12 protein-coding genes are annotated in these 14,363 nt (G+C 65.5%); 6 read left to right on the forward strand and 6 right to left on the reverse strand.

Features of this window, described 5'->3' with window-relative positions; translation table 11 throughout:
* Nucleotides 1–256: 256 nt before the first annotated feature.
* Nucleotides 257–1,000 (reverse strand): rhomboid family intramembrane serine protease, encoded by a 744-nt coding sequence (locus V5F53_RS06110; protein ID WP_393997210.1) that lies wholly within the window; start codon nt 998–1,000, stop codon nt 257–259.
* Nucleotides 1,001–1,176: 176 nt separating this feature from the next.
* Between V5F53_RS06110 and V5F53_RS06115 the strand changes: the two genes are divergently transcribed.
* Complete coding sequence (locus V5F53_RS06115; RefSeq protein ID WP_393997209.1) at nt 1,177–1,836, forward strand: transglutaminase-like cysteine peptidase; 660 nt, start codon at nt 1,177–1,179, stop codon at nt 1,834–1,836.
* Between the two features lie 68 nt (nt 1,837–1,904).
* On the opposite strand, the gene V5F53_RS06120 is transcribed toward V5F53_RS06115, so the two are convergent.
* Together V5F53_RS06120 and V5F53_RS06125 are read right to left on the reverse strand one after the other, a co-directional pair.
* The gene (locus tag V5F53_RS06120) at nt 1,905–2,435 is read right to left on the reverse strand and encodes a gamma carbonic anhydrase family protein (RefSeq protein ID WP_393997208.1); all 531 of its coding nucleotides are present in this window, start codon (nt 2,433–2,435) and stop codon (nt 1,905–1,907) included.
* 91 nt (nt 2,436–2,526) lie between these two features.
* The gene (locus V5F53_RS06125; protein WP_393997207.1) at nt 2,527–4,221 is read right to left on the reverse strand and encodes a methyl-accepting chemotaxis protein; all 1,695 of its coding nucleotides are present in this window, start codon (nt 4,219–4,221) and stop codon (nt 2,527–2,529) included.
* A gap of 438 nt (nt 4,222–4,659) precedes the next feature.
* On the opposite strand from V5F53_RS06125, the gene V5F53_RS06130 reads away from it, so the two are divergent.
* The 5 genes from V5F53_RS06130 to V5F53_RS06150 all read left to right on the forward strand — a co-directional run bounded on the left by V5F53_RS06130 (nt 4,660) and on the right by V5F53_RS06150 (nt 10,636).
* The gene (locus V5F53_RS06130; protein WP_393997206.1) at nt 4,660–5,325 is read left to right on the forward strand and encodes a 5'-methylthioadenosine/S-adenosylhomocysteine nucleosidase; all 666 of its coding nucleotides are present in this window, start codon (nt 4,660–4,662) and stop codon (nt 5,323–5,325) included.
* A complete protein-coding gene (locus V5F53_RS06135; protein WP_393997205.1) occupies nt 5,322–6,623 on the forward strand; it encodes an RsmB/NOP family class I SAM-dependent RNA methyltransferase in 1,302 nt (433 codons plus the stop codon). The genes V5F53_RS06130 and V5F53_RS06135 overlap by 4 nt, the downstream gene beginning before the upstream one ends.
* A 63-nt stretch (nt 6,624–6,686) precedes the next feature.
* Nucleotides 6,687–7,385 (forward strand): hypothetical protein, encoded by a 699-nt coding sequence (locus V5F53_RS06140; RefSeq protein ID WP_393997204.1) that lies wholly within the window; start codon nt 6,687–6,689, stop codon nt 7,383–7,385.
* Between the two features lie 115 nt (nt 7,386–7,500).
* A complete protein-coding gene (guaA, locus tag V5F53_RS06145) occupies nt 7,501–9,063 on the forward strand; it encodes a glutamine-hydrolyzing GMP synthase (protein ID WP_393997203.1) in 1,563 nt (520 codons plus the stop codon).
* A gap of 316 nt (nt 9,064–9,379) precedes the next feature.
* Nucleotides 9,380–10,636: a tyrosine-type recombinase/integrase gene (locus tag V5F53_RS06150; protein ID WP_393997202.1), complete on the forward strand. Its 1,257-nt coding sequence runs from the start codon at nt 9,380–9,382 to the stop codon at nt 10,634–10,636.
* A 65-nt stretch (nt 10,637–10,701) separates the two neighbouring features.
* Here the strand turns inward: V5F53_RS06150 and V5F53_RS06155 are convergent, their stop codons facing one another.
* Genes V5F53_RS06155 through V5F53_RS06165 form a run of 3 tightly spaced genes read right to left on the reverse strand, consistent with a single transcriptional unit; the run spans nt 10,702 to nt 14,350 of the window.
* Nucleotides 10,702–11,460: an HNH endonuclease gene (locus V5F53_RS06155; RefSeq protein ID WP_393997201.1), complete on the reverse strand. Its 759-nt coding sequence runs from the start codon at nt 11,458–11,460 to the stop codon at nt 10,702–10,704.
* Complete coding sequence (locus tag V5F53_RS06160; RefSeq protein WP_393997200.1) at nt 11,457–13,568, reverse strand: AIPR family protein; 2,112 nt, start codon at nt 13,566–13,568, stop codon at nt 11,457–11,459. The genes V5F53_RS06155 and V5F53_RS06160 overlap by 4 nt, the downstream gene beginning before the upstream one ends.
* Nucleotides 13,565–14,350: a PD-(D/E)XK motif protein gene (locus tag V5F53_RS06165; RefSeq protein ID WP_509212971.1), complete on the reverse strand. Its 786-nt coding sequence runs from the start codon at nt 14,348–14,350 to the stop codon at nt 13,565–13,567. Before V5F53_RS06165 ends, V5F53_RS06160 begins: the two co-directional genes overlap by 4 nt.
* Nucleotides 14,351–14,363 lie beyond the last annotated feature (13 nt).

The raw sequence follows: 14,363 nt of genomic DNA on the forward strand, positions 1-14,363 counted from the left end.
ACGGCCGATGACGCAAGTGCGTTCAGCACTTATTCAACGCAAAGATGTAACAGAATACCAACCCAATCGGGCGTGCCGGCCCTCGCCCTCGATCGCGGCGGCGCCCGTCATGCTCGATAGCCTTGATGTGCCGATCCTTCGAACCCACGCCGATCCGGACGGGGCGCACGGGCGAGAGATGCCGCCGCCTGCGATTCACCGCCGTTTTGAGATCGAGCCGGCAAGCCACCGCGCGCCAGACGCCGATCAGGACGTTCTATGCCATGCGACGGCGCGGCACCGGATCGAACAGTCCGAACAGCAGCAGGCCGGCGGCGAAGCCGCCCACATGGGCTTGCCACGCCACCTCCGACCCTTCGGTGCCAGGCATGGAAACGCCGAGCCCGAACAGCAGGTTGAGACCGAACCAGATGGCGATGAAGATCAACAGCTGGGGGTTCCGGAAGCTGTCAAGCAGGGATTCCGCCGGGTGGTGATCGCCGCCGCTGGCGCCGCCGGCGAGGATGCCGCCGGGCGATACCGCGAAACGCATGGCGGCCGCCATGGCGCCGGAAACCGTGGCCGAGGCACCGATCAGCGGCACGATCCCATCCGGATACGACAGATAATGGGCGCCGGCGCCCGCCGCCGCCGTTACCGCGCAGAACAGGAGGAAACGCACTGTTCCGAACCGGCGCGCCACCGGCGTGCCAAACGCCAGGAACCAGATGAGATTGACGCCCACATGCATCCAGTTGGCATGCAGCAGCGCGTAGGAAACCGGGGTCCACACTTTCGCTTCCCAGCCACCGGGCAGGTAGAACAGCGTGTCCGGAAGAGTGTAGCGGGCGGGGATGAAGGCGAAATAGGCCAGCACCTCCAGGTCCGCGTCCGCGCTGAGGAGGATGACCCGCACGGCATGGATGGCGATGAGCACGAGCGCCACGCCGACGATGCTCGCGGGCAGGTTGAAGACCGGCTCACGGGCCGGCGTGGCGGGAAAGGGCGGGCGTTTCAGCACAGCTTCGACATAGGCACGCCCACGCCCCTCGGCAAGGAAAATCCCCCGCGCGCGGCGCCTCCCCCAAGGCGGCGTCCACAGCGTCCGCGGCGCGTTAAGGTTAATGGAAGGTTGACGGCGCAATTGCGGCCGACCTCGGGCATTATCATTTCATTAACCTCTTGCGGATGCCCGCGATGCCGAAGCGCCTGCCCCGGACCCTGCTGCAGATTGTGCTCCCCCTGGCCTTGCTGTCGGCGGGCCTCTCCGGGGCGTCCGCGCAGGAGCAGCGCTTCGCCAACCTCGCTCCGGCCTTCGCGCCGCGCCACCTCGCGGACGGGCGCGCCACCACGGCGCCGGCGGGGTACCTGCGCTTCTGCGCCGAGCATCCGCGCGACTGCGCGCCGTCGGGCCCCGCCGTCGCCTTCGTTCGTCTCGACGCGCAGCGGGAAGCGGAGCTCGACCGGGTGAATCGGGGCGTCAATGCCCGCATTCAGCCGGTGACCGACCTCGAACACTATGGAGAAGCCGAGCGCTGGGCATATCCCGACGACGGCAAGGGCGATTGCGAGGATTATGTGCTGGAGAAGCGGCGCACCCTGCTGAACCTGGGGTGGCCCGGCTCCGCGCTGCTCATCACCGTGGTGCGCGACCACGCGGGGGACGGCCACGCGGTGCTCACCGTCGTGACCGATCGCGGCGACCTCATTCTCGACAATCAGGAAGACGACATCCTGTCCTGGAAGGACACCGGATACCGCTACGTCAAGCGCCAGTCCCAGGCGGGGGCGGCGGCCTGGGTGTCCCTTGGGGAAACGCTGGTGCCGCCACCGCCGGTGGTGGGCGGCGGGCGCTGAGGCGCTCCGGCCGCCTCCCTCAGCCAAGCCCGTCCGGCGCCACCCAGGTTCGAGGCCGCGACCGGCGATCAGCCGACCTGCACGAAGCCCTTGGCATAGCGCTGCGCGTTGCGCTGATAATTGAGGGCGCTTCTGCCAAGTCCCTCGACGGCGGCATCATCCAGGCCGCGCACGGCCTTCGCCGGGGCGCCGACGATGAGCGAGCGCTCCGGAAAAGTCTTGTCTTCGGTCACGAGCGCCCCCGCCCCCACCAGGCAGCGGGCGCCGATGACCGCCCGGTTCAGCACCGTCGCGCCCATGCCGATCAGGCTGCTGTCGCCGATGCTGCAGCCGTGCAACACCACGTTATGGCCGACCGTGACATTGGCGCCGATGGTCAGCGGGCAGCCCGGATCGGTGTGCAGCACGCTGTTTTCCTGGACGTTGCTGCCCTCACCCACCACGATCGGCTCGTTGTCGCCGCGCAGCACCGCGCCGAACCACACGCTTGCCCCCTCCTTGAGGATGACCCGGCCGATGAGCACCGCCGTCGGCGCGATCCAGAAATTGCCCGAGGCGGGAAGTTCGGGGGCAACACCGTCGAGTGCATAAAGCGGCATGGGCAGGGTCCTCGTTCCGGGCTGAGCGCCCTGCCCTCCCCTACTGCCAAAGGCGCGTGGAGGCCAGAGCGTCGCGGACCCAGGCCGCCGGTCAGGCCGCCTGGAAGTCCTTCACGAAGGTCTCCACCACCACCTTCAGGTCGCCGGCCTGGGCCGAAAGGTCGGTGGAGAGGCTCATGAGCTGGGTCGAGGCGCCGCCCGTCATCTCGGCCGCCTGTCCGACGCCGGAGATGTTCTGTGTCACCTGCTGAGTCCCGGTTGCCGCCTGCTGGCAATTGTGCGCGATCTCGGCGGTGGCGACGCCCTGCTGTTCGACCGCCCCGGCGATGGCCGCGGATGTTTCCTTGATGGTGGAGATGACCCGGACGATCTCCGCCATGGACTTGACGGTGCCTTCGGTGGCCTCCTGGATCTCTCCCACCTTCTCCGAAATGTCGTCGGTGGCCTTGGCGGTCTGGTCGGCCAGTTGCTTCACTTCCGCGGCCACCACGGCGAAGCCCCGTCCGGCCTCCCCGGCGCGCGCCGCCTCGATGGTGGCGTTGAGCGCCAGCAGGTTGGTCTGCGCGGCGATGCCCTTGATCAGGTCGATGACGTCGCCGATGGCCACCGCCGCCGCCGCCAGGGCGCCGATGCGGGTGTTGGAGGATTCCGCTTCCGCGAAGGCGGTGTCGGCGACGGTGGCGGATTGGAGCACCTGGCCATTGATCTCCCGGACCGAGGCCGCCATCTCCTCCGACGACGACGCCACCGTCTGCACGTTGGTCGAGGCCTGCTCGGCGGCGGCGGCCACGGCCTGGGCCTGGCGGGATGTCTCTTCCGCCGTGGCCGACAGGTTCTTCGCCGCGCCCGCCACCTCATTCGAGGACTGAGCAAAGCCCGCGGCCAGCGACTGCATGCGCGAGATGAAGTCGCTGGCCAGCTTCTCGCGATGGGCGAGGGCCTCGCGCTCCACCTTCTCGCGGGCGGCAGCCTCCTGGCGCACGTGCTCGGCCTCCTGCAGCTGACTGCGCAGGGTGGCCAGCGCCTTGGCGATGGTGCCCACCTCGTCGGCCCGCTCGGTGCCGGAGACGGTCACCTGCAACTCGCCCCTGCCGAGCGCCGCCATCACGTCGATGGAGGCCCGCACCGGCCGCACCACGCCCAGGCGCACGACGAGGGCCGCGAGCGCGATGACGACCAGCGTTGCGGCGGCGATGCCGATGAGGGTGGTCCAGGCGGTGTAACGGGACATGACGGCCAGATCGGCCTTCTTCTGCTCGATCTGCGTGGCAAGCGCCCCATTGAAGGTGAGCAGCCTCCCGACCACGGCATCCAGGGCCGGGTCGCAGGTCAGCTTCATGGCCTGCGCCGCGCCGGTCCGTTCCTCATCGCTCTTGCCCCGGGCCAGGACACCCACATCCGAGCAGGGTCCCTCCACGGCGCGCTGGAAATCGGCGCGAATGCTCTTCAGCTCCTCGGCCTGGGCCGGCAGCAGAGCGATGGCGTCGCCCATGTTGTCGTTGAACGCCTTCAGCGCCTCGTCCTGGTGGCGGATCGCACTGAGGATGCCCGCGTCGGTCTCCTCCGCCGCCTCCTGATAGAGGCCGCCGCTATACCGCGCGATGAACCGGCCCGCGCGGGCCAGCTTCAGTGCCGCCATCGAGTCATGGCTCAGCAGATGCGAGTAAGACGCATCGATCGAGAACATCTTCGACGTGGCATAATAGGCGCCCCCGAGGCTGACGGCACCAAGGATCAGCAGAAGGCTCACCACCTTCCACGCAAGCGACCAATTCTTGAACGACATGACACCCCCCATCATATTCGCTTTCTATTCAGCCCACATCGCGGACAGTAAGGCGCTTCTTATTCCTTGAATTATATGGCTCATCTTTTTTAGATGATATATGCTATATATACGTAGCGCCCCTGGTGGCATTCCTACATCCGGCCGGCCAGCCTGCCCCCCCTGGAAACGGTGACACCTGGCGATCATCCCGCATCGGCCGCCACTGCGGCGACATCGGAAATCCGGCGGCATGCCAAGCCCTGGTGCCCGCTGGATATCTTAAGATACCTCTACCAAAGTCGAGACTGAATTCATTGCCCTAGGTCAACCCTCCCCTGCTAAGTCGCAGCCGCACGGCACGGACCTGGGCATTCCGCATCGCTCCGGCGGTCCGGTGATTGACAGATCCAGCGTGGCGGCGGAGGAGTGCGTTTTCAGCCGGTTTCAGGTGACCCGATGGACGACCCCGCCCGCCACCTTCTCTCCGTCGGCGGCCATGACGTGCTGCTCGTGATGGCCACGAGCCAGGAGTTCGGGCCGCATCTTCAGGCCCGCATCGACCCGCTCATCACCGGCGTCGGCCCAGTGGAGGCAGCGGTGGAGACCGCGCGCGCGCTCGCCCGCCTGGACCACGTGGGCCGGCTACCCCATCTCGTCCTCACACTGGGCTCGGCCGGCTCGCGCCGCCTGAGCCATGCCGAGGTGTATCAGGTCTCTCGCGTCGCCTATCGCGACATGGATGCCTCGGCGCTGGGCTTCGAAAAGGGTCGCACCCCGTTCCTGGACGAGCCGGCGGTGATCGAGCTGCCGCACCATATAGAAGGTGTCCCTTCTGCCTCCCTCTCCACCGGTGGCGCAATCATCAGCGGCGGCGCCTATGATGCCATCGCCGAGGACATGGTGGACATGGAGAGCTTCGCGGTGCTGCGCGCCGCCCGCCGCTTCCACCTGCCGATCATGGGCCTGCGCGGCATCTCCGACGGCACGTCGGAGCTGTCCCGCTATGAGGACTGGACCGAGTATTTGCATATCATCGACGAGAAGCTGGCCGCCGCGCTCGACCTGTTCGTGGCGCAAACCGTGGCGCGTGGCCTGGTGCCCGTGGCGGGGCGCGGCGCATGACGCCCGCCGCCCGCCTGTCCGCCGCCATCGAGGTCCTTGCCGACATCGCCGCCCGCCGCCGCCCGGCCGCCGACGCGCTGAAGGACTGGGGCCTGAGCCACCGCTTCGCCGGTTCCGGTGACCGCGCCGCCATCGCCGGCCTCGTCTACGATACCCTGCGCCGGCGCGCCTCCTCGGCCGCGGTGATGGGGGCGGAGACGCCCCGTGCCCTGGTGCTGGGCATGCTGGCGGTGATGCGGGGGCTGGACCTGGCCGCCATCGCCCAGCTCGCCGACGGTTCCCGCTTCGCGCCCGCGCCGCTCAGCGAGGACGAGCGGGCCCGGCTTGCCGCGCCCGATCTCTCCGGTGCGGCGCCGTTCGTGCGGGGCGACTATCCGCAGTGGCTGCATGCCTCGCTGCGCCATGTGTTCGGCGACGATGTGGTGGCGGAAGGCCAGGCCCTGGCCACCCGCGCCCCGCTGGACCTGCGCGTCAACACGCTGAAGACCACGCCGGAAGCGGCCCGCGCCGAGCTGGCCCACCTGCGGCCGGAGCCGGGCCGCTATTCGCCCCTGGCCCTGCGCATCGTTCTCGATGCCGAAGGCAAGGCGCCGCCCGTGTCTTCCGAGCCGGCATTCCTGCGGGGCGAGGTGGAGGTGCAGGACGAGGGCTCCCAGATCGCCGCCATCCTCGCCCAGCCCCTGCCCGGCTCGCAGGTGCTGGACCTGTGCGCCGGCGCCGGCGGCAAGACGCTGGAGTTCGCCGCCCTCATGGACAACAAGGGCCAGATCTACGCGCACGATTCCGACATCCGCCGCCTCAAGCCCATGCATGAGCGCCTCGCCCGGGCCGGGGTGCGCAATGTTCAGGTGCGGGCCCCGCGTGGCGCGGAAGCCGTGCTCGCAGATCTGGAAGGCCATATGGACCTGGTGCTGGTGGACGCCCCCTGCACCGGCACCGGCACCTGGCGCCGCAACCCAGACGCGAAATGGCGCGTGCGCCCCGGCGCCCTGGCCCAGCGCCAGGCGGAACAGGCGAAGGTGCTGGAGGAGGCCGCCCATTACGTCCGCCCCGGCGGACGCCTCGCCTATGTCACATGCTCGCTGCTGGACGAGGAGAACGGCGCCCAGATCCGCGCCCTCATGGCCAAACGCCCGGACTTCACCCCCATTCCGCCGGCCGAGAACCTGCTGGCCCTGGGCGCCCAGGGCCTTGCCCTCAAGGAGGCGGCGATCACCACGCGTGAAGGCGTGCTGCTAACCCCCCGTCGTACCGGCACGGACGGCTTTTTCATCAGCGTGTTGAGGCGAGGCGCTTAAATCTAGAGTTGTTAATCCAAAAAGTGCACCCTAAGCTGCGCAGGCAGTGAAGGGGGCATCTGGATGGATCTGGCGGACCGCTGGAAGATCGGCGTCAGCATCGCCGACATCGCCATCAAGTCCGCCATCGCCCTTGCGCTTGGTTATCTGGGCGTGGTGCAGAACACCGCATCCGAGAATGCCAGGCAAGCCGACCGCGCGGCGCAGGAGGAGCGCGAGCGCTTCAATCGCGAGACCGCCTGCTGGACTGTCATCCGCGACACCATGGCGTTCATCGCCACCAACGGAAAGACCCTTACCGGCGACCAGATCACGGATCTCCGCGCCCTGCTGCCAGATTCCTGTGGAGTCGGGCCGCGGCCCCCGGGCGCGCCAAACGGCGGCGCCTCGAAATCGGAGCGGCTGAGCGCGCTGCTGCTGGCCCTGCTGCCGAGCCCGCCGGTGGGAAGCCCGGCGCAGCCGCCCTCCACCCGCCCGGATTCGGCGGCCGAGGCCTGGGTGGCGGTGGGGTTCTTGAACACGCCTGATTTCAACTTCACCCGGGCCAATGGCGCGGCGATATCTACCATGCCCAAGGACGGCGATGTCCTGCGTGCACGGTGGTCGGTCAACATCCGGCCGGGCGCCGCCGCCTGGGGGCAGTCCTCCGGCGTGCTGGGCGAGGGGCGCTGCTTCAAGGTCGCCCGCACCAAGGCGCTGTCCGCCGGTGGCCTGTCCCAGGCCTGGGCCCAGGGCAGCATCGTGGACTGCCCGGCGAGCTGAGCCGGAGCCCCCTCCCCCGGCCGGCGGCGACGCGGCGACGTCCGGCTTTTGAATTCCGCGCTTTCCGGCTAAAGGATGCGCCATCGTTCCCGCACGCTGGAAAGCCGCATCGCCCATGCCCGCCCCCGCTTCGCAAGACACCATCCTCATCATCGACTTCGGCAGCCAGGTGACCCAGCTCATCGCCCGCCGCGTGCGCGAGGAAGGCGTCTATTCCGAGGTGGTGCCGTTCCAGAAGGGCGCCGAGGCCATCGCACGTCTGCGTCCGCGCGCCATCATCCTCTCCGGCGGGCCCGCCTCGGTCATCGAGGGGGAGAGCCCCAAGGCACCGGAAGAGGCGTTCACCGCCGGCGTCCCGGTGCTGGGCATCTGCTATGGCGAGCAATGCCTCGCGGCCCAGCTCGGCGGCGCGGTGGAAGCCGGCCACCATCGCGAGTTCGGCCGCGCCGAGGTGACGGTTCAAAAAGTGGTGCCCCTGTTCGACGGCGTGTGGCGGGAGGGCGAGCGCCACACGGTCTGGATGAGCCACGGCGATCGTGTCACGGCTCTGCCCGAGGGGTTCGAGGTGGTCGCCACCTCGGAGAACGCACCGTTCGCCGCCATCGCCGACGTGGCGCGCGACTATTATGGCGTGCAATTCCATCCGGAAGTGGTGCACACGCCGGATGGAGCCCGCCTCATCTCCAATTTCGTGCGCAAGGTCGCACGGCTGGAGGGCACCTGGACCATGGGCGCCTTTCGCGAGCGGGCCATCGCACGCATCCGCGAGCAGGTCGGCCAGGGCCGGGTCATCTGCGGCCTATCGGGCGGGGTGGACTCCTCCGTGGCGGCCGTGCTCATCCACGAGGCCATCGGCGATCAGCTCACCTGCGTGTTCGTCGACCACGGCCTGATGCGCAAGGCCGAGGCGGACGAGGTGGTGTCGCTGTTCCGCGGGCATTACAATATCCCCCTGGTGCATGTGGATGCGTCCGATTTGTTCATCGGCGCGCTGGAGGGGGTCGAGGACCCCGAGCAAAAGCGCAAGATCATCGGCAAGCTGTTCATCGACGTGTTCGAGGCGGAGGCCAAGACCGTCGGCGGCGCCGACTTCCTGGCCCAGGGCACGCTCTATCCCGACGTGATCGAAAGCGTGTCGTTCGCCGGCGGCCCCTCGGTCACCATCAAGAGCCACCACAACGTGGGCGGCCTGCCCGCGCGTATGAACATGCAGCTGGTGGAGCCCCTGCGCGACCTGTTCAAAGACGAGGTGCGCGCTCTGGGCCGCGAACTCGGCCTGCCCGAGAGCTTCGTGGGCCGCCATCCCTTCCCGGGGCCGGGCCTCGCCATCCGCTGCCCGGGCGGCATCACCCGCGAAAAGCTGGACATCCTGCGCCAGGCGGATGCCATCTACCTGGAAGAGATCCGCTACGCCGGCCTTTACGACGTGATCTGGCAGGCCTTCGCGGTGCTCCTGCCAGTCCGCACGGTGGGCGTGATGGGCGACGGACGCACCTATGACCACGTGCTGGCGCTGCGCGCGGTCACCTCCGTGGACGGCATGACCGCCGACTTCTACCCCTTCGACATGTCCTTCCTGGGCCGCACCGCCACCCGCATCATCAACGAGGTAAAGGGCGTCAACCGCGTCGTCTACGACGTAACGAGCAAGCCTCCAGGGACGATCGAATGGGAATGAAATGATGTGGTTCGTGGCGTTTCGCGAACTATCGCAACATCATCATAACTAGCTGAAATCAAACAAAAAATCAAGCGTTCACTATCGGAGCCTATCGCCTTGAAGCGGTGGGCTCTGACGGTGCGCGCGACGGTATGCGTTTTTCGCCGTCAGCCGGATTTTTGCCCTACCGTCAGGCCAAAAACGGCAGCAGCCCACGAAAAACCAAGTTAGTACGCTGTTTTATAATGATTATTCGCGTTGATTGACGGTATCGGATTTGACGGTAAAATTGGAACTCGAAAAGACGCTTTCGATCGTCAACTAGGCCGTCCCCATGCTTACAGGCATGGCCATCAAGAGGCTGAAACCAAAGGATAAATTATACAAGGTGGCCGACCGTGACGGTATGTACGTTTCCGTCGCCGCGACACGCCAAATCACCTTCCGATACGACTACCGGCTGAACGGTCGCCGGGAGACGCTAACGATCGGCCGCTATGGCGCCGATGGCCTCACGCTCGCCGAGGCTCGCGAGCGCTGCATCACTGCCAGCAAGCTGGTGGCGGAGGGGCTTTCCCCTGCCCATGAGAAGCAGCGTGACAAACGGCGCAAGGCGATGGAGCGCAGCTTTGGTGCGGTGTGCGCCTTATGGATCAAGGACGCGCGCATGGCGGAAAGCACCCGCTCGATGCGCAAGGACATCCTCGATCGCGACATTCTCCCCGCCTGGAAGAACCGACTTCTGACCGAGGTGACGCCGGACGATCTGCGCCAGCTCTGCGCCAAGGTGAAGGAGCGCGGCGCGCCGGCGACCGCTATCCACGCGCGCGACATCGTCAAACAGATCTTCGCCTTCGCCATCCTGCACGGCGAGAAGGTGCCGAACCCGGCCGACGAGGTGGGGCCAGCCTCGATCGCAACCTTCCAGCCGAAGGACCGGGCGCTGTCGCCGGCCGAGATCAAGATCATGCTGCAGCAGATCGAGCACGTGCCGACCCTGCCGACCATCCGTCTCGGCCTGCGTCTGATCCTGCTCACCATGGTGCGCAAGAGCGAACTGCAGGACGCCACCTGGGACGAGGTGGATTTCGAGAACGCCGTCTGGACGATCCCGAAGGAGCGCATGAAGCGGTCGAAGGCGCACAACGTCTACCTTTCGCAACAGTCGCTCGACATCCTGATTGCGCTCAAGACCTGCGCCGGCAACTCGCGCTACCTGCTACCGTCTCGTTACGACGCCGACGCGCCTATGTCGCGCGCAACCTTCAATCGCGTCACCGCGGCTGTCGTGGCGCGGGCAAAGAAGGAGGGGCTGCCGCTGGAGCCGTTCACGGTCCACGACTTGCGCCGGACCGGCTCGACGCTCCTGAACGAGATGGGCTTCAACAGCGACTGGATCGAGAAATGCCTCGCCCACGAGGACGGGCGCTCTTCACGCGGCGTCTACAACAAGGCCGAATACGAACAGCAGCGGCGACATATGCTTCAGGAATGGGCCGATATGGTGAATGCTTGGGTGAACAGCCAGAAGAGGATGCCGACATTGTTGCCGGAGTCGATGTCGTTCATGGGCGGCCGGGTCGAAGTTTAGTGTGAGCGAGTACGTTCCGCCCGCCAGCCATAGGCATATCCCCGAAATAGTTGCAGGGAGAGAATTCAACGGAAAGCGCGCTGGTAGAGACGCGAGACTGGTTCTTCTTCCGCGGACTTGGCAAGGTTGCATGGCTCGCAAAGGAGCTGGAGGTTGGTCACATCGTTGGCGCCGAAGCAGGCCAACGGTACGATGTGGTCGTAGCGTTCGGTCTCCAGCCGGTTGATGACTGCGGCAAGGCTGCGCTTGCACGATCGGCACTCGCCCTTGTCGCGGTGGAATATCGCCCGGCGCGCCCACTTCGGAATCCTGACCCGCTTGAGGCAGCCCGTCTGGGTCTTCAACTCGTCACCGAAGCCGCTGGCTGACTCGATATAGGTGGCGCAGATCTGGTTGAACGCCTGGAGGAAGCCGACGTCATTGAACAGGACGTGAAAGACCTCTTCGGTCAGTTCGTCGAGTGCGTTGTGGTAGCGGCTCGACTCCGACGCAAAACGCCAGAAGCTATCTTCACTCTCAAAGGCGTCGGCCGGAAACGGCACGTTGAAAGTGTTCAAGAATTCTCGCAGGTAGCGGCAGTGCCCGTCCTCTTGCTCGACTTCCTCCGTCAGGATGTCGGTCGCGATCTCCCGGATGAATTCATGTAGGTTGGTGTAGCGATGAAAGCCGCGCATCAGGTGCGCAGCGCGCGCATCTCCAAGAATTTCTTCAATTCCGCGCAGGTAATCGCCAGAGTGCAGGACGATGTTGAACACCGCGTTAGCAAGGTAATAGACGCTGAAACCGCGCGCCTCATAGTAGTTCTCTTTCTGTGTGCCGGTCATTGGGCGGCCGGCTGGTGCGGGGTGGGCTGAGGCAGCTCGAAGCCGGCCTGGGCCATCTTCTGAACCATGTACTTGAGCGCGTTGCGCTCCGAGGCAGGCAGGTGGATGTCGCCGCGGGTCAACCGCTTGAGGGCAGCGTCCGACTTCGGCGTGAGAAGGCGCCGGCTGCGGGCGAAACTTAAGAAGGGCTGAGTGTCGGCCAACATGACCACCAGCACATGATCAAAGTCGATGTCCTTGTCGACCTTCCTAGCGGCGACCGCCGCCTTGCGGGATATCTCGGCTTCGTCATGGTCGACAAGCAGGCCGTCCAGTCGGTCGTCAAATACGAACTCCGAAGCCGCTACGGCGGCCCAGCACGCTTGCTGCTTGCAGTATTCGCCGACGTTCTTCATCGCTGGCGGCGCATCCTTTATGATCTCGGCAACTTGCGGCGCGATCTGGCCGAGGGCGTCGGCGATTTCGGCGGGCAGCTCCTGCTGCTGCCAGATAGTGTCTAGGTTCAGTTCTTGACCGCGGGCCTGGAGGTGATGAACGAGCCACGCGATTGAATACGTGACGATCTGCAGCTTATAACCGCGATCTTGCTTATACCACTCGGCGCGCGCGACTAGGCGGTCCAAGCTCTTGAAAACGATCGCCTTGGCGATCACCGACTTGAACCAGTACTCGTTGAAGTGTGCCTCTGAAACCTCCCAGACCTTTCCAGCTTTTTCAGCATAGTCGAGGAAGCACTTTTGAGCTAGGCGGCTGACGATATGCGGCCGGCAATCGAACGTGAATTCAAATTTGGCGAGATCTGTCTTTTCGATCAGCTGATCAGCGGGATACTCCAGCTCGAACCGCTTGCGTTCAGTTTGGGTGCCATAGGCAAGTCTATCGCGGTACTGGCCGCGCGCGCGCTCGTAAAACCATTTCGAACCAGACAGTGCGCCAGCCCTGGGGGGCGCCGGCAGGTGCCGAGAAAAGCGTTCCAGCACTAGATGAATCGGGTGACTGGAGAAGAAGTCGGCTTCACTGATCTTGTTCTGCGTGTTGGCGTACCGCGAGATGAGCGGAACCACCTCCTCGAGGCGGTCGAGGTTTACCACCGAGAGCTTCATCTGGACGAAGACTCGGCTGAGGTCCGCTTTCCTATCCTTCCGATGGCTGTCGCTCGCGTAGAGGATTGAGGCGGTGGTCTGGCCACCGTTGACGATCTGGAGATTGTCGATAGAAGCGATGCCCAAGCCGCCGCCTGGCAGCGACGATGTGGTAATGCCGGCGGCGGTTGCGGTTAGCCCATTATTGTAGGCGAAGAACATCTCTGGCGCCGTTTCCAGAGTGCGAATTATGCCAGCGTTCACCTTAGTCCGGGCCTGGAGGAAGGTACGGACGTTCTGCTCCAGCAGCTTAGCGCCGTATAGGCCGTAAATTTCCGCTAGGAAGGTTCCGGGAACCGCGACGAGGTAGGAGGTATGTTCGCCGTCGATGCTGTGCGCCGGCAGGCATGGCAGCGGCGCGCCGTTGATGGCGGTCACGTCAATTTCGATGGGTTCGACGCCGCCCTTGGTGTTGAGGATATTGGCATAGCGCGCAAAATCGAGGACGCTGCAGACGAAGGGCACGCCTAGCACCTCGCCAGTCATCTCCGGCTTGCGACGCGTGGACAGGCGAGCATTGGAGAAAGCAATCACCCGGATGCGCTTAATCTGGCTGCGACCGTCGTAGATGGGCCATGCTGCCTGGAACGACGGGCTTGTCTCATCCACCGCGTTGATGAAGGCGGGCTGCACCGCCAACTCGCAAAAGCGACGGACGCGCTCGAATAGAGCGTCGATCTGGGCGGCATTCAGCGTTTCCAAGTCTCGGCCGGATCGGAAGTCCGAGACGGCCAAGTAGAGATCGCCCCGATCGCGTTCGAGGGCGAAGCCGTCGACCTGGAAAGAGCCGCGCCTTTCGTTGCGAGCCGGTGTGTAGGTGAGATCGATGCAGTCGCCATTCTCGGCGGCGAGCTTGCTGTAGAGCCGGAAGAAGGCGGCGGCCTGAGGTTCAGCCGAAGCCTCCGCCTCAAAGAGCAGGTCTTGCCAGAAGCGGTCAAAGGCTTCGTCGAGGTCGGGGGCGTTCATGTGAAGACCTCTACCAACGTCGCGTCGAGATCGACAGCGAACCTCTGGCAGGCGCTCAGCAGGATGGCGTAGGAAACCGCATGTATCCCGACTGGCAGCATGGCGGGGGTTAGACGTGGGAAGTCGTCGCGCACTTCGAATAGCTGCCGGTCGGTCAGTAGCCAACTGGGCTCGTCGTATTCCTCCCGCCACGCGTAGCGACAGGCTTCGAGGGCCGTCTCGAACTGTTCGATGACCACCGGTCCGTCTGCGGCTACGTCACGCGTGAGGTCGTCAATCAAGGCATTTAGCGAAAGCGCTCCGCTGCCGATAGGTGCTCGGGCGACGGCTTGATGACACAGCAGCAGACGGCTCCGCGCCGTATCGAGTTGGGCTTCCGAGGAGATCAGCAGTCGATGGTCCGCAGTCGAAAGCTGGGTCTTCACCTCGATCTGGCAGGCACCGACGGCGAAGTCCTGCTCGTCCCGGTGCGCCCCACGCCAAGCCGCCACTCCGGCGCTCGCGCCTGCGCGCGGGATTATCTGATCGCGCAAAAACAACAGTTCGCCGACGAGGCCGATGATCTCTTCGGTCGACAGGAGCGCTTCGCGGCGCCTGCGGAGTATATTGTGCCAATCGGCCAGCCGCCGCAGCACGAGCCGCAGACCAGGGCCGTTGGCGCCGCGCGTATGATCAGCAGTGGCGTCGAGCAGGTGGCCGCACAATGCCCTGAAGATGTCGAACTGTTCGCGGTCCTCAAGGGTTAACAGGAGCCGTGCGCCGCCACCCTGCCGGTGCTCCACCAGGACATCTATG

It is taken from the genome of Xanthobacter cornucopiae, assembly GCF_043195065.2.
Taxonomy (GTDB): domain Bacteria; phylum Pseudomonadota; class Alphaproteobacteria; order Rhizobiales; family Xanthobacteraceae; genus Xanthobacter.

What these genes read in the sequence shown, in the direction of transcription:
- V5F53_RS06160 (WP_393997200.1), bottom strand. Translation starts at nt 13,568, where the DNA reads ATGAACGCCCCCGACCTCGACGAAGCCTTTGACCGCTTCTGGCAAGAC.
- V5F53_RS06130 (WP_393997206.1), top strand. Translation starts at nt 4,660, where the DNA reads ATGGACGACCCCGCCCGCCACCTTCTCTCCGTCGGCGGCCATGACGTG.
- guaA (WP_393997203.1), top strand. Translation starts at nt 7,501, where the DNA reads ATGCCCGCCCCCGCTTCGCAAGACACCATCCTCATCATCGACTTCGGC.
- V5F53_RS06120 (WP_393997208.1), bottom strand. Translation starts at nt 2,435, where the DNA reads ATGCCGCTTTATGCACTCGACGGTGTTGCCCCCGAACTTCCCGCCTCG.
- V5F53_RS06115 (WP_393997209.1), top strand. Translation starts at nt 1,177, where the DNA reads ATGCCGAAGCGCCTGCCCCGGACCCTGCTGCAGATTGTGCTCCCCCTG.
- V5F53_RS06135 (WP_393997205.1), top strand. Translation starts at nt 5,322, where the DNA reads ATGACGCCCGCCGCCCGCCTGTCCGCCGCCATCGAGGTCCTTGCCGAC.
- V5F53_RS06140 (WP_393997204.1), top strand. Translation starts at nt 6,687, where the DNA reads ATGGATCTGGCGGACCGCTGGAAGATCGGCGTCAGCATCGCCGACATC.
- V5F53_RS06155 (WP_393997201.1), bottom strand. Translation starts at nt 11,460, where the DNA reads ATGACCGGCACACAGAAAGAGAACTACTATGAGGCGCGCGGTTTCAGC.
- V5F53_RS06125 (WP_393997207.1), bottom strand. Translation starts at nt 4,221, where the DNA reads ATGTCGTTCAAGAATTGGTCGCTTGCGTGGAAGGTGGTGAGCCTTCTG.
- V5F53_RS06150 (WP_393997202.1), top strand. Translation starts at nt 9,380, where the DNA reads ATGCTTACAGGCATGGCCATCAAGAGGCTGAAACCAAAGGATAAATTA.